We start from the raw sequence: 18833 nt of genomic DNA, 5'->3' as shown, positions 1-18833 counted from the left end.
CGAATAATTCTATTGTTTAGAGCCCCTTAGCACCGGGTTCAACTCATCATCGTTGTACATTTTCATTTGCTTATAGACCTTCATGTATTTGTCACCATTCTCAATATCGGTCAATAATTGGTTAATGGCAGTTGAAAGATCTACGCGTTGCTCCAGCAACACATCCAGCTTAGCCTTACATTTCATCATATGCTCCTGAGTGGCATCCTTTCGGTTTGCTTCCTCATTCATATGATATATTTTCAGAGCAAGTATTGACAAACGATCAATGGCCCAGGCCGGACTTTCAGAATTTATGGTAGCATTTTCCTTCGGCTTAACATTCTTGTATTTATCAAGGAAATAACTGTCAATGTATTCAACCATGTCTGTTCTGTCCTGGTTGGAAGCATCAATCTGACGCTTAAGTTTGAGCGCTGCTACAGGATCAATGTTAGGATCGCGAATAATATCCTCATAATGCCACTGCACCGTATCTATCCAGCATTTTCTGAATAACAGGTGCTCCAGCAACTGCTCTTTTTCGTCATAAGGATTTTCAAATTCCTGTCCCACCGTATTGATGACGTGGTATTTCTCAATTACTTCCTGAAAGATCTTATTCGCTTTGTCTGAAAACATGTTCCGATTTTTTGTGTGTAAAAGGCTGTAAAAAGGGCAATCTCCTCCTGAGCTCCAATGTTGCAAAGGTATCAGATTTTTACCTTTTTACATACTTCGCGAAGAATTGCTTCGGAAAAAGCGGTTTAAAAGAATATCTGCAGTATGACCGGAAGTAGAAGGATAAGGATGAGTAAGGTCTCTTTAAACCATTTATCCTTCATCATCTGAAAGTAATTAGTGACAATAATTGCCAACGGAAAGAACAAAAACAGTAGTTCGCTGCTGTCTTTAGTGGGCGCAAAAATGGCTACCACCAATGCCACAACGGTGTAGAGCAACACTATGAATAAGGAGGTCTTGGCTGTTGCACTTGCCTTTTGTATGATGACCAGGTAGAAAAAGGAGGCCCAGATCATCACTCCAAACATAAAGGCCGTTGGAATTAGGATTGGGAGTTCCCGGTACCGGCTGAAATCAAAATTACTGTAGCTTACCCAGTCAAAAAGGGTAAAAAAGGAATCTGTTATAAGAAGGTCTCCGCAGGTGACCAATGAAAGGGCGGCTAAAAAACCGATCAAAGGCACGAGCCAGTTTTTAAATCGATGTCCCACATGAACCAGGATTCCGAAGTACAACAGAAAAAGAAATAGAATGCTCCAAAAATGAAAGAGGGAGGCCACACAGATCCAAAGGGTGGCATCAAAGATCTTTTGTATCGTCTGCCGTTGGGTACGCAGGCTAATGATCCTTCGGAAGGCCAGCAGAATAAAGAAATTGGCGGCAATAACAGAAGCATTGGTAAACACATTCGGGAACATGCACAGGAAACCTGCAAAAAGAACAATTTTATAACTGTTGCGGCGGGTAAGTTCATTTCTACCGGAGATGAAATTCAGCAGTAAACCCGATAACAAGATCAAAATAAGAACCCCCAGGCTCTCAAAAATACCCGAGATGCCTGTAAATGAACCTTGCGAAATGAGGGTGAGAATAAAAAACCCGGTAATGTATAAAGCCACTAATATGAAGTTGATGGGCTTTGATTTACCAAAAAAGCTTGCTACCATTATGGTTTTTTATATTTTTGTGGTTCTAAATATACTTACAATGAAGGATTTTTTCGAAGGGATACAGTCGTTTTTTGAAGACTTTGCATTTGAACCGCTGAATTACCTGCGCACTTTAGAGTTGGACAGCTGGTGGGCTGCTAACATAGTGAACTGGCTTTTCATGATCGTTGGATTTGCAGCTTTTCTTTACTGGATGAAGCAGTTAAAGGACATTAATGACCGCAACGAAGAGAATCGCGATTCTACAGCACATTCCTTCCTAGGCTAGATCAAAGCCAAGGTCTTTTCTAAAATACATCTTATCGAAATGAAGATTTTCTGCATTTTGGTAAGATTTTTTTAGTGCCTGTTTGTAAGTATCTCCAAAAGAGGTTATCGCCAATACCCTTCCGCCGTTGGTAACTATCTTACCATCTTTTTCAGCCGTACCGGCATGAAAAACAAGGGAATCTGCCACCTTCTCAAGCCCTGAGATCTCTTTGCCTTTTTCATAGGCTTCGGGATAGCCTCCCGAAACCAACATCACTGTGGCTGCTGCTTTGTCTGAAATTTTCAGCTCCACCTCATCCAGCTTGCCGGCTGACAGCTTTTGGAAAACCTCTACAAGATCAGATTCTATTCTTGGAAGCACAACCTCCGTCTCGGGATCTCCCATTCGCACGTTGTATTCAATTACAAAAGGTTCATCACCAACTTTAATCAATCCAATAAATACGAATCCTTTGTAGTCAATGTTTTCCTTATTTAGGCCTTCTACTGTCGGTTTTATAATCCGTGATTCCACCTTGCTCATGAAGGTTTCATCAGCAAAAGGCACCGGGGAAATTGCTCCCATTCCGCCAGTATTTAGACCGGTGTCGCCCTCTCCAATTCGTTTGTAATCTTTTGCTGTTGGCAAGGTGATATAATTCTTTCCATCGGTGAGCACAAAGACACTCAGTTCTATTCCGTCTAAAAATTCTTCGATTACAACCGTTGCTCCTGCTTTTCCGAACTTATCATGAGTAAGCATATTTTCCAGCTCCTTCTTTGCTTCCTCCAGATCCTGAAGTATCAACACTCCTTTTCCGGCAGCAAGACCATCAGCCTTCAGGACATATGGAGCCCTCAAAGTCTCCAAAAATGCCTTTCCGGCATCTAAACTTTCCTTAGTGAAACTCTCGTAGGCAGCTGTAGGAATATTGTATAGAGCCATGAATTCTTTCGCCCGTTCTTTACTTCCTTCCAAAAGCGCCCCGCGCATGGATGGGCCAATTACAGCCACCTCTTTTAACCTCTCATCTTCAGCAAAAAAGTTTTGTATCCCTGCAACCAGTGGATCTTCTGGCCCTACGATCACCATTTCAATACTCTCCCTTAGAACAAGGTCCCTTACTGCACCAAAATCGTTCACATTAAGAGAAACATTTGTTGCTATTTTTGCGGTACCGGCATTTCCCGGCGCTACAAACAATTTACTGCAATGCTTGCTTTGTGAGAACTTATGGGCAAAAGTGTGTTCGCGGCCTCCGGAACCAAGGATGAGAATATTCATTTTGGAAGTATTTTAAAAATGTTGCCTCAAAAATAATTGTTTGTAAATTGAAGCACTAACTAATTGGCATAAAAAACAATTATCTTTTACTCTTTTGAACTGGTTTAGCCTCTCATTACAACTCAACAGGTTCCCCATCAAGAAGGCCAAGGCTGCCCTGGAAGGGATCAAGAATATTCCCCCGACGGAGTATGCTGGCTACGTGGAGAAAAAAAAGAAAGAGATCGTCAATTACCACCTTCGGAATACGCCTTTCTACCAAAATTTCTTCGGAAAAGATTCCTGGAAGCATTGGGAGGAGGTTCCGGTAATGAGAAAAAAAGATCTGCAACGCCCGCTTGAAGAGCGTTTCAGCCGAAACTTCAACTCTAAAAATGTTTATGTAGGGAAGACCTCCGGCTCCAGCGGACATCCCTTCATATTTGCCAAAGACCGTTTTTGCCACGCCCTTTCCTGGGCCGAGTTCAATGACCGGTATCAATGGTATGGTCTAAACCTGGACCGCTCGGTGCAAGCCCGTTTCTATGGAATTCCTTTGGACAAGTTGGGTTACTTTAAAGAACGCTTAAAAGATCGCTTCGGATTTCGTTATCGGTTTCCAATTTTTGACCTGAGCGATCGAAAAATGGAAGAATTCCTCGTCGATTTTCAGAAGAAGAATTTTGATTACATCAACGGCTACACCAGCTCAATTGTTCTTTTTGGAAAGTTCCTTCAGAAAAAAGGTCTTGTCCTGAAGGACATCTGTCCCGAGTTAAAACTCTGTATTGTGACCAGTGAAATGTTCTTTCAGGAAGATAAGGAACTGCTGGAAAAACAATTCGGAGTCCCTGTCATTAATGAATATGGCGCCAGCGAACTCGGTTTGCTCGCATTTCAGAATAAAGAAAACGAATGGGTACTGAATTCCGAAACCATGTTCGTGGAAGTACTTGATGAGGATGACCAGCCGCTTCCATTAGGCGAAGTGGGACGCATCGTCATCACCTCACTTTACAACCGGGCGCACCCTTTCATACGATATGATATTGGAGATACCGGCAGCCTGAGCCCCGAAAGCACCTTCAAAAAGCCCATTTTAAAGGAATTACTTGGTCGTACGAACGATGTTGCGGTTCTTCCCAGCGGAAAAGTGGTTCCGGGATTGACTTTTTATTATGTCACCAAGAGCATCATTGAGAATGACGGTCTTATCAAAGAATTTATCATCCAACAGACCGATCCCGGCTGTTTTTTGATCACTTACGTTTCTGAAAAGGAATTAGAAGCCGATAAAAAGGAGAAGATTTTACAAGCAATGGCCACCTATCTTGAACCTGGGCTGGAAGTGAATTTCCAACACACCCAGATGCTCAATCGCAGTAAACGGGGAAAGTTAAAGCAGTTTGAGAACCTATTTTGAAGCAACTGTTTGTTTGCTCTTCACAAAGAATTGTTCCCACAGAAAAAGGAGCATCAAAAATGCACTTTTTGGAGCCGAATAGTTTAGGATTTTGCGATAGACGCTATAGTTGTAGCCCAACATTTCCAGTTTATTCCCCGAAATTGAACCTTTTCTCACCCGGTATTTTGCCAGGGATTCCTCTATTCCTTTAGCGCCACCGGCTTTTTTCACTGCCAGCAGCCAAAGTCCCCAGTCCTGCCGTTTCCGAATGAGCGGACAATAGATCTTTCCGAGCGATCCTGAGTGATAAATTCCGGTAAGATTTCCAACGTAATTCGCCCGAAGGAGTTTTTTAAACCTTAGTTTTTCTAATGCCTCTACCTTTTTATGCAGCCGCTGTCCCTCTTCATCAACAAGTTCATAACTGGAATAACAAACCTCAGCATCATTCTTTTTCATGAATTCCAGCTGTACAGAAAGCTTTTTTGGCATCCAAAGATCATCAGCATCCAGGAAACTGATATAATCTCCTTTGGAAGCCTTTATTCCAATATTCCGGGCAAAACCCGCACCCTGATTATTGGGTAATTGGTGAAGTTTAATGCGGTTATCGTGTTCCTGAAGAGCTTTCACCACCCGGACCGTCTCATCATCGGAAGCATCATCAATCACCAGCAACTCCCAGTTCTCATGTGTTTGTTGCCTTACAGAATCTATACTTTCAGCAATAAAGGCCGCTGAATTATAGGCAGGCATGATGACCGAAACCAGGGATTCAGACATGGGTGATCAAATATTTTGAAGGTTTAGCTTTCAAAAATGGCTATTTCCGGATATGTTTTGAAAAATCCTTGTGTTCGCTGCGGTGTAATTCTTCTTGGGTCAGGCCTTTGAAATACTCATAAGTTTTTTTCATTCCGTCGCTTCGGGAGACTTTCGGCTCCCAATTCAGGATCTCTTTAGCCTTGGAAATGTCGGGTTGCCGCTGCATAGGATCGTCTTCCGGAAGCGGCTTGTAAACGATCTTTTGATCTGTCCCTGTCAGTTTAATGATCTCTTCAGCAAAATCTTTAATGGATATCTCATGCGGATTTCCAATATTGACGGGATACACATAATCGCTTAGCAACAAGCGGTAAATCCCCTCTATCTGGTCATCCACATAACAGAAGGAGCGGGTTTGTGAACCGTCCCCAAAAACTGTTAGATCTTCTCCCCTTAAGGCCTGGCCGATAAAGGCCGGGATCACCCTTCCGTCATTCAGCCTCATTCGGGGGCCATAGGTATTAAAAATGCGCACTATTCTTGTTTCGAGACCATGATATCTGTGGTACGCCATGGTAATTGATTCCTGAAAGCGCTTGGCTTCGTCATATACTCCCCGCGGTCCAATAGTGTTGACATTTCCGTAATATTCTTCAGTTTGGGGATGCACCAAAGGGTCTCCGTAGACTTCCGAAGTAGAGGCAATAAGGATACGGGCATTCTTCTCTTTTGCAAGTCCAAGTAAATTATGAGTCCCTAAAGAACCCACTTTCAAAGTTTGAATAGGGATCTTTAAATAGTCTATAGGACTGGCAGGAGAAGCAAAATGCAGGATATAATCTAATCGGCCGGCGACATGTACAAACGTGGAGACATCGTGATGGTAAAATTCGAACTGCTCGAGTTTAAAAAGGTGTTCAATGTTACGCCTGTCCCCCGTTATGAGGTTGTCCATCCCAATTACTTCGTAACCTTCTTCAATGAATTTATCACAGAGATGAGAGCCTAGAAAACCGGCAGCCCCGGTGATCAATATCCTTTTTTTCATAGGGTGATTTTATAGCCTGAAATTAAGGATTTTTTACTGCACTGCAACCGGAGGGGCTTGTGGAGTATGAATTCGCAGGCCAATTAAGAATATTTTAACCAAAACTGCAATGCCAAAGCCTTCTTTTTAAACTGATAATGAGTAAATTAAATGGTGAATTTCAAATTGCTGATATTATGAATAAAATTTTACCTCATCTCCATATCAATGTAAGCCCAGTTGAACGTGCGCTATCTTTATTGGGAGGGGCTTATTTTCTTTATGATGGCATCGGAAAAAAGAACAAAAGCCTGCTGGAAACTGCTTTTGCAGGATATTTACTTTATCGTGGCGCAACTGGAAATTGCCCGGGCTATACAGCTATAGGCAAGACCAAGCCAGATAACCGAAGCAGGAATGTCAACATTCAACTTAGGCTATATGTAAATAAACCGCGGAAAGATGTATATGAATTCTGGCGCGATGTCGAAAACCTGCCCCTCTTCATGGAGCACCTTTATAGCGTGGAAACCCTGAATGACGGCATTTCTGTTTGGGAAGCCCGAATTCCCGGCGGAATGGGAAAAGTGCGGTGGAAAAGTGAGATAGTAAAAGAACGTCCTTACGAGCTGCTTGGCTGGCAATCACTTCCCGGTTCTTCCATTTTTAACGCCGGAAAAGTGGAGTTTGAAGATGCCGGTGAAGGAACTGAGTTGCACGTAGTGATCTCTTATCATGCCCCCGGTGGAATCCCGGGAGAAAGCGCTGCACGACTAATTAACCCTATCTTTAAGGAAATGGTGGAAGAAGATATTGAGAACTTTAAATGGTATATCGAGAGAAACAGCTAAAAAAGAGTTTTTAGGCTCTCCTTCCATTCCGGAATCGGAACTTTGAAGGTGTCCATCGCCTTCTGTTTATCCAGCACACTGTATTCCGGCCTCGTGGCAAGGGTAGGAAAATCTTCGCTCTTTTCTAAGCTTCCTTTTTTCTCACAGTGCTTAAGAATTTCGGCAGCAAAGTCATACCAGCTGGCCTCTCCCAGGTTGCTGTAATTATAAGTGCCATAGTCTGTACTTCCCCTGCTGATGATTTCCAGTACAAATTCTGCAAGATCATAAGCATTTGTTGGAGTGCCCGTTTGGGAGGCAACTATTTTCAGGTCTTCCTCCTGCTCAGCTTTAGAGCGGATGGTGTTAAAGAAGTTTTTTCCAACATCAGAATACAGCCAGGAAACACGGAATATGAAATATTTCTCCAGATGCTCTACAATATACTGCTCCCCCAATAATTTCGAAGCGCCATAGACATTTAGCGGTTCCGTCTCATCTTCTTCGGAATAGGCGCTGTGCTTTTTCCCGTCATAGACATAGTCGGTTGAAAAGTGAACAAGGGTACAGTCATTCTCGTGGCAGGTTTGCGCAAGGTTCTTGACGGCTTCAGCATTGATCAAATAGGCCATTTCCTGCTCCTTCTCTGCCTGTTCAACTTTGGTATAAGCCGCGCAATTGATGCAATAATCAAATTCATTTCTTGCCATATACGCCCTCACCACTGCAAACTGGGAAAGATCAAGGTCTTCACTTGTGGCAAAAGTGAACTCAAACTCCTGATACCGGTGCGAAACATGTTTTAAGCACTGTCCTAATTGTCCAGAAGCCCCTGTTACCAATATCTTTTTCATAGTACCGTCTCGTCAAAAGTGGGAAGATTGGCGTCTTTTTCGGAAAGAATGAGCTCCCCCTCCGGGAAGTTCCAGTCAATAGCCAAAGTAGGATCGTTCCAGATTATTCCGGAATCTGCCGCCTTATTGTAGTATTGATCACATTTATAAGCGAAGACCGACTTTTCAGAAAGCGTTAGAAAGCCGTGGGCGAATCCGGAAGGAATGTACAGCTGTAGATGATTTTCGTCGCTTAAAATCGCTTTAAATGATTTTTTGAAGGTCGGGGAATTGGGCCGCAGGTCTACAACAACATCTAAAACCTCTCCCAACACACATCTAAGGAGTTTAGCCTGCCCAAATGGTCCTTTCTGAAAATGAAGACCTCTTAAAACGCCCTTTTTGGAAGTCGACTGGTTATCCTGTACAAAATTGGTTCGCAGACCTGTTACTTCCTCGAAACGTTCCTGATTAAAGCTTTCTATAAATGTTCCACGGTGATCATGAAACACAGAAGGCTTCAGTAAAAAACAATCTTTTAAAGGTGTATTCTCAATTTCCAACATCATTCTATTCCAGTGCTAATAAATATTCACCATACCCGCTCTTCAGCAATGGTTGAGCCAGGCGGTGAAGTTGTTCTTTATTGATATATCCCATTTTATAAGCCGTCTCCTCGATAGCGCCAATCTTGAGGCCCTGTCTTTCTTCGATCACCTGTACAAATTGGGAGGCTTTCATTAGTGAGTCAAATGTTCCGGTGTCCAGCCACGCCGTACCTTTATCAAGTATGCTCACCTGTAATTTCTTCTTCTTAAGATAAGAATTATTTATATCTGTTATCTCCAATTCCCCTCTTGCTGAAGGTTTGATGGATCTGGCAATTTCCACCACGTCATTGTCGTAGAAATAGATCCCTGGAACCGCAAAATTAGATTTTGGAGCAACGGGTTTCTCTTCAATTGAGCGCACCATCCCGGAAGGATCAAAGTCTACCACGCCATACCGCTGTGGATCCTGCACATGATATGCATAAATAAGTCCGCCATTGGGATCATTATTGCTTTGAAGCAGCACATCAAGACCGGAACCGTAGAAGATATTATCCCCCAGGATAAGTGCTACCTTGTCTTTCCCGATGAAATCTGCTCCTATAATAAAAGCTTCTGCCAGGCCTTTTGGCTCCTCCTGAACCTCAAAGGAAAAAGAACAACCGTATTTGCTGCCGTCTCCCAGCAACTGCTTAAAAAGTGGCAGGTCTCTGGGTGTTGAAATGATGAGGATCTCTCTTATCCCCGCCATCATTAGCGTGGATAAAGGATAATAGATCATGGGTTTGTCATACACGGGCATCAGCTGCTTGCTCACCGCAAGTGTTAACGGGTGTAACCGTGTTCCTGATCCTCCTGCAAGAATAATTCCTTTCATTTCTGGTATTTTTGAAGGTACCATTTGATGGTCTTCACAATGCCACTTTCAAAGTTTTCATCTGCTTTCCAGCCCAATTCATTTTCAATTTTTGAAGCGTCAATTGCATATCGCTGATCGTGACCGGGGCGATCTACCACAAAAGTGATGAGATCTGAATAAGATTTTCCATTATTTCTTGGACTCATTTTATCCAGTAATTCACAGATCTTTTGTGCAATGTAAATATTCTCCCGTTCATTTCGGCCACCAATATTATAGGTTTCCCCAAATCTTCCTTCGTTAAGGACAAGGTGAATTCCCTTACAATGGTCGGTCACGTATAACCAGTCCCGCACATTTTTTCCGTCGCCGTAGATCGGGATAGGATCTTCATTTAAAGCGGTGCGGATAATAGTTGGGATCAGTTTTTCATCGTGCTGATGGGGCCCGTAATTGTTAGAACAGTTGGTAGTAAGTACCGGTAATCCATACGTGTGAAAATAGCTGCGCACCAGGAAATCTGATGATGCTTTGGATGCAGAATACGGACTGTTAGGCGCGTACGGAGTTTCTTCAGTAAACAAACCTTCCTTTCCAAGTGTTCCATAAACCTCATCAGTCGAAACATGCAGGAAACGAACGTCATTAAACTCATTTTTGAGGTGGAATGGTTTTTCCATCCACAGGCTGTACGCGTTCTGAAGCAGGTTGAATGTACCAGCTATGTTGGTCTCAACAAAAGCAGCCGGATTGAGAATGGAATTGTCCACATGAGACTCTGCGGCAAAATTTACCACTCTTCTAAAACGGTATTTTTCGAAGAGTTCCTTCAACAGTTCCTTGTCACCGATATCTCCCTGAATGAAGGTATAATTCTCCCTTTCCGAAACCTCGATATTATCAAGATTTCCGGCATAGGTAAGTTTATCAAGGTTTACAATGTGGTCAGAATCCTTTCCGCAGAAATAATTAATATAATTCGAGCCTATAAATCCGGCTCCTCCGGTTACGAGGGTATAGTTAGTTTCTTCTTTACTCATTCATTTATTTTTACGGCTTCGCTCTTTTTAGCTGAAGCTTTTTCAACATTGAAGATCTGTTCAAGGATCTTTTCAGTAATAAGATAGGTTGGTTTTACTCCCGTGGTTCCCAATCCTCCAGAAGCCAGTGTACTACCCGTCTCCAGCGGATTATCAGAAGCATAATAGGCGTAGCGTACCTTCACCTGGTCACTAATATTCCCTCTGAGGCGGGATGCGGCCTGAATGGCCTTTTGATAATGGGCGCCTTCCATTTCAAGACCCACCACATTCCAGGTTGATTCATGGAAGAACTTCAAAATGTCCTTGTTCTGAAGTGAAGTTCCCAAAACAGTGATCATAGCACCGTCGCAAACCGGAATGCCATGGCCTTCCAGGTCTTCTTTGGTAAGTTCATTGGTGAACGGATAGTTATCTGCAGTTCCCTCAAATAAGTGGGCATCAGGGATCATAATATCGCCTTTTCCACCGGCGAGAATACCTGCTTTACCCATTATAGAGATAGATGCCACATTCAAATGAATATTACCTCGCTCACTTTGGAATGGCTTCAGCATTTCGTCCATAGTCTCATATGCCTGTTCCCCAAAAGCATAATCCATCACCATGATCACCGGCTTGTCTTGCAAAGCGATATCTCCGTTGAGATGGAACTTTGAATTAGTAGTTCCTACCTTTGCAGTATCAAAGATCTGCACATCAATATTAGCGCCACTGGTATCCTCAATAAATATCATTCCGGAATCTAAGGCAGTTTTCATCACCCTGGTTCTCAGCTTTCCGTTAGCGCTGTTACTAAGGTCTTCATAAATGGCAGAAATTGGTTTCTTTTTTAGTTCGGCCTTAAGGGCTTCAGGAGCATACAAAGTGTTCATCACACTGTGCATATTTGCACTGATAATATGTAGCGGGCGGTTCAAAAGGTTCTTTTCAAGCAACACCTCTTTGATCTTATTCGCCCAGATCTCCCCGTGAATATGATGTCCAAGTCGCTCCCTTAAAACCGGACTAAAAGTGACAATTCGCTTGTTGTTGTTCACCATTTCGTCAATTGCGAGTTTTCCCAGCCAGTAAACGATATGCAGAAAACGATCTTTGTTGCTACTTATACTGAACATAGGATAGATGGTTGACACTTCCCTGAAGGTCCTTCCAAGTATATTGGCGGTGTGGGTAAGCGCTACTTCACGTTCTGCCTGAGACAATGGCTCTTCTTTAAGAACCGCGGCCTGAAGTTTTTCCCAATCCCTCGAAACTTCGCCTTCTTCATCAATGATCACACGACGCATGATCTTATGAGATTCGATGAACAGAAACGTGAGGTGCGTAAGGATGTCATAGATCTCAGATCGTCCTCTGGTGATCTCGATGTTCATCTGCTCCTCATCAATGCGGTAACAATTTCTTCTCCTTTTTGGAGGTACAATGGGTTTGAAATGAGAATTTCCATAACCCTCATCACTGGTAAGATTTATGAATCGACATTCCTCGATCCCAATTGGGAGCCTGTCGATCACGTATAAAAGTCCGTTCAATTCTACTTTTTCTTCAGCAACGGTTCCGTAGATCTCGGGCCTCAGAATTAAAAGGGCTTCCCTAAGGGTTTCTCCCGAAACTCCCATCGGTTTGTAAAAGCCTCTATTGAACAGGTGACGCATTGTAATGTACATGCGTTCGATAGCATTGGAACTTTCTTGTGCTCTCGTGCGTCCCTGTAGTTTTAAATTACTCATAAATGTTTTTCTCTATTATAATTTTTCCAGGACTTCAGCGATCTTTCGGTCGTTGCTGAGCCTTGGCAATTTGTTTTGTCCCCCAAGCTTTCCGATGGATTTCATATACTGCTGAAATCCGTTGGCGGGAACTTTTCTAATTATTAATGGCTGCAGGATCTTTCCCTCAATAAGGTCAAAATAATACGAATTTTGCTCCTGAAGTGACCTGTCTATAGCAGCGGCAAAAGATCTCAGGTCTTCCGGCTCCTTTTCAAATTCAATGAACCACTCGTGGTAGGGCAATTGATCTCCTTCAGGAGTGATCTGTGGGGCCACCGTAAATTCCGAAACCTGCACATCTGTCCCTTTCACAGCCTCCTGCAGGGCCTGCTCCACTTCCTTGGCGATCACATGTTCCCCAAAAGCTGAAATAAAATGCTTGATCCTTCCAGAGACGATCACCCTGTAAGGCTTAAGCGAGGTGAACTGTACGGTGTCGCCAAGATTGTACGCCCACAATCCGGCGGTGTTTGAAATTATCATTACGTAATTGGTATTCAGCTCTACCTCTCCAATGGTAAGCCTTTTGGCATCTTCGGAATAATATTCATCCGTTTTGATGAATTCGTAAAAGATCCCGGAGTTGAGCTGCAACAGCATTCCTTTTTCATTCTGCTTATCCTGAAAGGCGAAAAAACCTTCCGAAGCCGGAAAAAGCTCTATACTGTCCACCTTACGACCAATAAGACTCTCGAATTTGGAGCGGTAGGGTTCAAAATTGACCCCGCCATATATGAACAGTTCAAAATTAGGAAAAATTTCTCCCACCTTTTTTCCCGTTCTGGCAATTAGCTTCTCAAAATACATCTGCACCCAGGAAGGAATCCCGCTGATAACGCTCATATCCTCCTTCAGCGTCTCCTCCACTACCGCATCGACTTTGGTCTCCCAGTCTTCAATACAGTTAGTCTCCCAGCTGGGCATGCGGTTCTTTTGAAGGTATCCCGGCACATAGTGAGCGACGATGCCAGACAGCCTTCCCAGTTTGATTCCGTTCTTTTCATCCAGCTCCGGACTTCCCTGTAAAAAGATCATTTTTCCATCTACAAAATCAGCCTTACCTGTATCAGCTATATAGCATAAAATGGCATTTCTGGCTGCCTCTATATGAGTGGGCATAGATTCTTTCGTCAGCGGAATGTACTTGGCGCCACTAGTGGTTCCGGAAGTTTTTGCAAAATAGATAGGCTTCCCCGGCCAAAGAATATTGGGTTCCCCGGCCACTACTTTGTCTACATAAGGTTTTAACTCTTCATAATCCCGTACCGGAACACTTTTTACAAAGTCCTCATGAGAATGTATTTCTGAAAAAGAGTGATCTCTTCCAAACCGGGTTTTCTCTCCCCTGCTAATAAGATGGGTAAAGACCTTTTTTTGAGTCTCTTCAGGTTTAGAGGCCCAGGAATTGATCTTCCTTTGCACATAAGCAGCGAAGATTTTCGCTGAAAAAGATTTTATAGACATAGGCTTATTGAAAATCGATGAAATCAACAGGATTTACGGCGCGTCCTTCACTCCACAATTCAAAATGCAGGTGAGGTCCTGTAGAAAACTCGCCTGTAGAACCTGCTGTGGCTATTACTTCGCCTTTTTGAACCCGCTCTCCCTGTTCCTTGGTTAAGGAGGCGTTGTGCTTGTATATGGACAAAAGTCCATAACTGTGCTCGATGATGATAACATTTCCTGTCTCTGAGGTCCATCCGGAAAAAAGAACAGTGCCGTCAGCCACAGATTTTATCGGGGCATTTTGTGAAGCAACTATATCTACCCCGTAATGCTTTTCCTTGATATTGTATCCTTCAGAAAGAGGTCCTTTTATTGGCGGAAAAAGTGCGTAATTGGCTTTAGAAATAGCAGTTTCGAGGAAATTGTATTTATCCTCCTGTACTACCATTTCCCGCAAAAGCGAATCTTCTCTGGATGGGAGCAGATCCACATCTTCCGGATTCAATCGCTGACTTTCCAGAAGAGAATCCCTGTTAAAGTCGGTTGATTTTATGTCACCTGAAAGCACTCTTTTAACTGAATTCAGGTACTGGTTATTAAGTTCTACGATGGTCTGCAATGAATCTGTCTTGTAAGCCAGGTCCACTGCCTTTTGTTTTAATTCGGTCGATGAATAGCCGGGGATATATTCCCGAAGCCCGGTAAAGGCAATAAGAACAGTGGTTCCCGCAATTAACAATATGGCAGAAAGGGTGACCACAACAAAAACGTTCAGACGGGTGAGGCGAAAAGAGACTTTTTCTTCAAAAGTGTCTTCATTCAAGATCACAAGCCTGTACTTATGCAGAAGCTTTTGCGCAAAATTTCTTTTATGTTCGGTATTGTCACTCATGTTTAAAGGCCTTGGGCAAAGATATAATAAACTTATTTTAAACTGCTTTTCTGCTAACAGAAACCATGGTTTTAAAGTTTTATTGTTAACTTTGCAGCATTAAATTTGTAATTATGAACGCAGTTATTTTACCCTGGGTTATCGGAACACCACAAATAATTTTCATTGTTGTGGTTGTGTTGTTGTTGTTTGGTGGAAGAAAAATTCCGGAATTAATGAGAGGTTTGGGAAGCGGAATTAAAGAATTTAAAGATGCTTCACGAGATGATGAGCCTGCGACAAAACCTGAAGAAGACAAGAAAAGCTCTTAACCAGGTAAACAAAACATATTAAAAAACCCAACTTTTACGAGTTGGGTTTTTATTTTTTACTTGATCTGTGCCGATTTCAGAATGGCTTCCAGTTCCATCATATTATCCCGCTTTCGTGCAGAAGGGGCAAAAGTGAAACCTTCCAGCACCAGGATACGATCATTCTCCTTATCCACTACAGCATAGTTTAAAAAAGGCCCTGCCATAAAAGCATTTTTGACTTCCCAGGTTCCTTTAGTTTCATAAGCGAATTTCCCGTCAATTTCAGAATTGAAAAGATAGGGTGCATAAGCTTCCTCTGTAATCATGTAACTTCCGTCAATCGGTCCCGGAATATTAGCTTTCCCAATAGAATCACGCATTGCGATAATATTTCCTATCACGTTGGTATCTTTTTGAATGGTGCTCAGCGGAACTTCATACACAAGGATCTCCATACTTCCGTTAGGAATATCTTTTCTTATCCAGAAAAAATCATCCTGTTCTTTTGCATAGCGGTATGCTGAAGGAAATTTCATGGATACCCCGAGATTCTTTTCAAGTTTGGAAGCATCCTTCAAAGATTTACTGATCCGGCGTTGCTTCTCCTTGATCTCAGTAGCCTTTAAGGTATCTATGATCTTTGAGGCATTCTTCTGAAGTTGTTCAATGATCTCTTCACTGTTCTGTCCGGTCACAAATATTCCCGTTTGTGGCCTCGCATAAGCATCCGATGCCAACTTAACTGATGCTTCCTTTCCTTCTTCTACTTTCAGAAAGATGCGGTTCTTACGCACGAAACTGGAAAAAGCTTCGGGCGGCATTTGATTTATGGAGAACAAAGGCTCCTCCTGTGGCAATCCGTCAACCGGTGCTGCCAATATTTTTCGTATCTCTTCCCCTACTTCACCGTTCCACATATCATTAGGAATAATCACCGAAAGGTTATTGATGTTTCCGGAGGAATCAGATAATATAACCTGACTGTCTTTCACATCTTCACAAGCTGTGACCATAAAAATTCCAATAAGTAACGCTGCTATTTTTTTCATAAAAGGTTAATTTCGAAGGTCTAGCCTTCAGAGAGTTTAAGTTTCATTCCTGGTTTAAGACTATTGCTATTCATGTTGTTCAGACTCTTGATCTGCTGTACTGTAACTCCGGGGAATTTTTTCGAGATACTCCATAAAGAATCACCTCTTTTAACGGTATAGAATTTCGGAGAAGATGAACTTTTTCCTGAAGAGGTCTGTGCTGTCGCAACAGGTTTTCGGGGATAAATCGTGAGCCGTTGGCCTACTCGGAGGTTATTGCTTCTTAAATTGTTCCAGCGTTTTATCTGACTTACGCCCACTCCATATCGCTCTGCAATTCTTCCTAGGTAATCACCACTTCTAACCCTGTAGCGAATTCTGCTTTCGGACTCCACAAGTTGCGGAAGTGGCTTTTCTCTTTCTTCTAACTGGGCTTCGGCATACTGATAGATAGCTTCCTCGTTGTTGACAAAGAATCCGGCCTGGGCTCTGGGTAGACGCACGCTGTACTTTTCCTCCTCTATGTAAGGGATGATATCCAGCTTATAACTCGGATTCAAAAACTGCAGCATCTCTTTCTGAACGCCTGTCACTTCTGAAATCTGGTCAAAAGAAAGCATTCTTCTGGTCTGGATCGTATCAGTCTCAAAAAAGGTGGTTTGCGGATGCGGAGGTTGGAAGCCGTGTTCTTCAGCATACTCAAAAATGTACATTGTTGCTAGAAAAGCCGGTACATAACCCGCTGTTTCTCTTGGTAGATATGGACGAAGGTTCCAGTAATTCTTAGAGCCTCCACTCCTTCTGATGGCTTTGGAAACATTTCCGGGGCCTGAATTGTAAGAAGCCAGAACGAGATCCCAATCCTCAAAAACACGGTAGAGAGTTGAGAGATATTCCGCAGCGGCTTCGGTAGACCGTACAGGATCCATACGTTCATCCACATAAGAACTCACGTTGAGCCCATGCATCTTTCCTGTCGCAAACATGAACTGCCAAAGCCCTGTAGCGCCCACTCTTGAGCGGGCCCGTGGATTTAGCGCCGATTCAACAATTGCCAAATACTTAACCTCCAGCGGGATATTATACTTATCTAGTTTCTGTTCAAAAATGGGAAAATAGTAAGTGCTTAATGCCATTAATCTCTCGAGAGATTTCTTGTTCCTTTTTAAGTAGGATTTTATGACATTTTCAAGAAGCGGGTTATACTCGACATTAAAAGGTGTCTTTGCATTCAACTTTTCGAGTCTCATCTTAAGAGTATCGGTAGGTAATTCGTTATAAACCACCTCGTTGTACTCTAAATTCAGAAGGGAATCCCGTAAGCTGCTATACAGGCTGGATTGAAAGAGTTCATTCTGCCACAGGGAATCTATAGCTGCTGCACCGGGATCATCAAAAAGAGCAAAAACTGCCGAATCCTTTACAATCTTATGAATGGGAACATTGTTGGCAAATTCAACGTCGTCATTATCCAGAAGCATAAAAAAGTCCTGTTCAGGAAGTTTTATGGTATCTCCTGTTTTCTTCTCCTGCGAATCCTTTTTTTTCGTTTCTGTCTTTTCCTGGGCATGAGTTGCCACTGAGATCAGCAGCATCAAAAAAGGCAACATTATTCTCCTCATAAATTCAATTTCTACATTTGGCAGTACTCCTTCAATTATCGTACCTCTTTAGTTTTTCATCCCTTCAATTCCCGGAAGACTCTTACCTTCAAGCATTTCCAGCATAGCTCCTCCTCCTGTGGAAACATAGCTCATCTTGTCTTCCATATTGAATTGCTTTACCGCAGCGACGGAGTCTCCTCCACCTACCAGGGAAAATGCACCATTACTGGTTGCCTTGGCGATATACTCTCCAATAGCTATGGTCCCTTTTGCAAAAGGCTCCATTTCAAAGACCCCCATTGGGCCGTTCCATAAGATGGTTGCTGAATTTTCCAAAACCTGTCCATAGTTCTTAACAGTATCCGGACCAATATCTAGACCCATCCATCCATCAGGAATCTGGTCTACAGCTACTATTTCAGTATTTGCCAGCTCAGAAAAACTATCTGCAATTACAGAATCAACAGGCAGGTGCACCTGCACTCCTTTTTCTTTAGCAATTTTCAGGATCTTCAAAGCAAGATCCTGTTTGTCGTCTTCAACGAGGGAACTTCCAATATTTCCGCCTTGAACTTTAATGAAAGTATAGGTCATTCCACCTCCGATGATCAGGTGATCGATCTTATCGAGAATATTTTCAATAACGGTGATCTTGGTTGAAACCTTAGCTCCACCGAGTACCGCAGTAACCGGCTTTTTGGAAGATTTGAGAACTTTCTCGAGACTCTCTATTTCCTTGGCCAGCAAAAATCCGAAGCATTTTTTATCGAAGTAGCGGGCTACAATAGTGGTGGAAGCATGGGCACGGTGTGCAGTTCCAAAGGCATCATTCACATAGATGTCGCCAAGGGAAGCTAGTTCTTTAGCAAAATCGGCATCTCCTTTTTCTTCTTCGGGATGGAATCGAAGGTTTTCAAGAAGTAACACCTCTCCTGGCTGTAGTTCATCTGCTGCTTCTTCGGCTACTTCTCCCACACAGGCGGGAACAAACTTCACCTTCACACCCAGAACATCAGAAACCGCTCCCACGATATTCTCAAGGGAATATTGCTGTTCCACACCTTTAGGTCTTCCGAGGTGCGACATCAGGATCGCGCTACCGCCATCATTCAGGATCTTTTCAATTGTTGGTTTGGCAGCTTCGATACGGCTCGTATCTCCTACTTCAAGATCATCATTTAGCGGAACGTTAAAATCCACCCTAATTAATGCTTTTTTATTTTGAAAATTGTAGTCATTTATGGTTTTCATAGTGCTTGTTTTAAACAAATAAAATATTCCCCTAAGATATAAAAG

At 42.7% G+C, this 18833-nt stretch carries 19 protein-coding genes; 4 read left to right on the top strand and 15 right to left on the bottom strand.

The features are described from left to right. Positions 1-9: 9 nt before the first annotated feature. A complete protein-coding gene (locus ACNORC_RS02545; RefSeq protein ID WP_418334017.1) occupies positions 10-621 on the bottom strand; it encodes a DUF4254 domain-containing protein in 612 nt (203 codons plus the stop codon). Positions 622-746: 125 nt separating this feature from the next. Further along, the gene (locus ACNORC_RS02540) at positions 747-1670 is read right to left on the bottom strand and encodes a DUF6427 family protein (protein ID WP_418334016.1); all 924 of its coding nucleotides are present in this window, start codon (positions 1668-1670) and stop codon (positions 747-749) included. Positions 1671-1710: 40 nt separating this feature from the next. Here ACNORC_RS02540 and ACNORC_RS02535 point away from each other — a divergent pair, with 40 nt between their 5' ends. Then, positions 1711-1941 carry a DUF6341 family protein gene (locus ACNORC_RS02535; protein ID WP_418334015.1) on the top strand — a complete coding sequence of 77 codons (231 nt, stop codon included), beginning with the start codon at positions 1711-1713 and terminating at the stop codon, positions 1939-1941. Here ACNORC_RS02535 and purD read toward each other — a convergent pair. Then, positions 1933-3207, bottom strand: coding sequence for a phosphoribosylamine--glycine ligase (purD, locus tag ACNORC_RS02530; RefSeq protein ID WP_418334014.1), 1275 nt, complete (start codon positions 3205-3207; stop codon positions 1933-1935). The genes ACNORC_RS02535 and purD overlap by 9 nt on opposite strands. Before the next feature lie 94 nt (positions 3208-3301). Between purD and ACNORC_RS02525 the strand changes: the two genes are divergently transcribed. Further along, a complete protein-coding gene (locus ACNORC_RS02525; protein ID WP_418334013.1) occupies positions 3302-4609 on the top strand; it encodes a phenylacetate--CoA ligase family protein in 1308 nt (435 codons plus the stop codon). Here ACNORC_RS02525 and ACNORC_RS02520 read toward each other — a convergent pair. Together ACNORC_RS02520 and ACNORC_RS02515 are read right to left on the bottom strand one after the other, a co-directional pair. Beyond that, on the bottom strand, positions 4601-5374 hold the full coding sequence (locus tag ACNORC_RS02520; protein ID WP_418334012.1) for a glycosyltransferase family 2 protein: 774 nt from the start codon (positions 5372-5374) through the stop codon (positions 4601-4603). The genes ACNORC_RS02525 and ACNORC_RS02520 overlap by 9 nt on opposite strands. 40 nt (positions 5375-5414) lie before the next feature. Beyond that, positions 5415-6404, bottom strand: a complete 990-nt coding sequence (locus tag ACNORC_RS02515) for a UDP-glucuronic acid decarboxylase family protein (RefSeq protein ID WP_418334011.1) — start codon at positions 6402-6404, stop codon at positions 5415-5417. 176 nt (positions 6405-6580) lie between these two features. Here ACNORC_RS02515 and ACNORC_RS02510 point away from each other — a divergent pair, with 176 nt between their 5' ends. Then, positions 6581-7234 (top strand): SRPBCC family protein, encoded by a 654-nt coding sequence (locus tag ACNORC_RS02510; RefSeq protein WP_418334010.1) that lies wholly within the window; start codon positions 6581-6583, stop codon positions 7232-7234. Here the strand turns inward: ACNORC_RS02510 and rfbD are convergent. Genes rfbD through ACNORC_RS02475 form a run of 7 tightly spaced genes read right to left on the bottom strand, consistent with a single transcriptional unit; the run spans position 7231 to position 14609 of the window. Beyond that, positions 7231-8067, bottom strand: a complete 837-nt coding sequence (gene rfbD, locus ACNORC_RS02505) for a dTDP-4-dehydrorhamnose reductase (protein ID WP_418334009.1) — start codon at positions 8065-8067, stop codon at positions 7231-7233. The two genes, ACNORC_RS02510 and rfbD, sit on opposite strands and share 4 nt — an antisense overlap. Further along, complete coding sequence (rfbC, locus tag ACNORC_RS02500; protein WP_418334626.1) at positions 8064-8609, bottom strand: dTDP-4-dehydrorhamnose 3,5-epimerase; 546 nt, start codon at positions 8607-8609, stop codon at positions 8064-8066. Before rfbC ends, rfbD begins: the two co-directional genes overlap by 4 nt. 7 nt (positions 8610-8616) lie before the next feature. Beyond that, on the bottom strand, positions 8617-9474 hold the full coding sequence (rfbA, locus tag ACNORC_RS02495; protein ID WP_418334008.1) for a glucose-1-phosphate thymidylyltransferase RfbA: 858 nt from the start codon (positions 9472-9474) through the stop codon (positions 8617-8619). Next, positions 9471-10496, bottom strand: coding sequence for a dTDP-glucose 4,6-dehydratase (gene rfbB, locus ACNORC_RS02490; protein ID WP_418334007.1), 1026 nt, complete (start codon positions 10494-10496; stop codon positions 9471-9473). Before rfbB ends, rfbA begins: the two co-directional genes overlap by 4 nt. After that, positions 10493-12229 (bottom strand): DUF6909 family protein, encoded by a 1737-nt coding sequence (locus ACNORC_RS02485; protein ID WP_418334006.1) that lies wholly within the window; start codon positions 12227-12229, stop codon positions 10493-10495. Before ACNORC_RS02485 ends, rfbB begins: the two co-directional genes overlap by 4 nt. A gap of 15 nt (positions 12230-12244) precedes the next feature. After that, positions 12245-13735 (bottom strand): GH3 auxin-responsive promoter family protein, encoded by a 1491-nt coding sequence (locus ACNORC_RS02480; RefSeq protein WP_418334005.1) that lies wholly within the window; start codon positions 13733-13735, stop codon positions 12245-12247. A 4-nt stretch (positions 13736-13739) separates the two neighbouring features. Then, positions 13740-14609 carry a M23 family metallopeptidase gene (locus ACNORC_RS02475; RefSeq protein WP_418334004.1) on the bottom strand — a complete coding sequence of 290 codons (870 nt, stop codon included), beginning with the start codon at positions 14607-14609 and terminating at the stop codon, positions 13740-13742. 113 nt (positions 14610-14722) lie between these two features. Between ACNORC_RS02475 and ACNORC_RS02470 the strand changes: the two genes are divergently transcribed. Then, on the top strand, positions 14723-14920 hold the full coding sequence (locus ACNORC_RS02470; protein WP_418334003.1) for a Sec-independent protein translocase subunit TatA/TatB: 198 nt from the start codon (positions 14723-14725) through the stop codon (positions 14918-14920). Positions 14921-14976: 56 nt separating this feature from the next. On the opposite strand, the gene ACNORC_RS02465 is transcribed toward ACNORC_RS02470, so the two are convergent. Genes ACNORC_RS02465 through ACNORC_RS02455 form a run of 3 tightly spaced genes read right to left on the bottom strand, consistent with a single transcriptional unit; the run spans position 14977 to position 18788 of the window. Beyond that, positions 14977-15951: a DUF4837 family protein gene (locus ACNORC_RS02465; protein ID WP_418334002.1), complete on the bottom strand. Its 975-nt coding sequence runs from the start codon at positions 15949-15951 to the stop codon at positions 14977-14979. Between the two features lie 20 nt (positions 15952-15971). After that, positions 15972-17555: a lytic transglycosylase domain-containing protein gene (locus ACNORC_RS02460; protein ID WP_418334001.1), complete on the bottom strand. Its 1584-nt coding sequence runs from the start codon at positions 17553-17555 to the stop codon at positions 15972-15974. Positions 17556-17603: 48 nt separating this feature from the next. Continuing rightward, the gene (locus tag ACNORC_RS02455; RefSeq protein WP_418334000.1) at positions 17604-18788 is read right to left on the bottom strand and encodes a phosphoglycerate kinase; all 1185 of its coding nucleotides are present in this window, start codon (positions 18786-18788) and stop codon (positions 17604-17606) included. Positions 18789-18833 lie beyond the last annotated feature (45 nt).

It is taken from the genome of Salinimicrobium soli, assembly GCF_048323655.1.
Taxonomy (GTDB): domain Bacteria; phylum Bacteroidota; class Bacteroidia; order Flavobacteriales; family Flavobacteriaceae; genus Salinimicrobium; species Salinimicrobium soli.
This window is presented reverse-complemented; position numbering and strand designations above follow the sequence as displayed.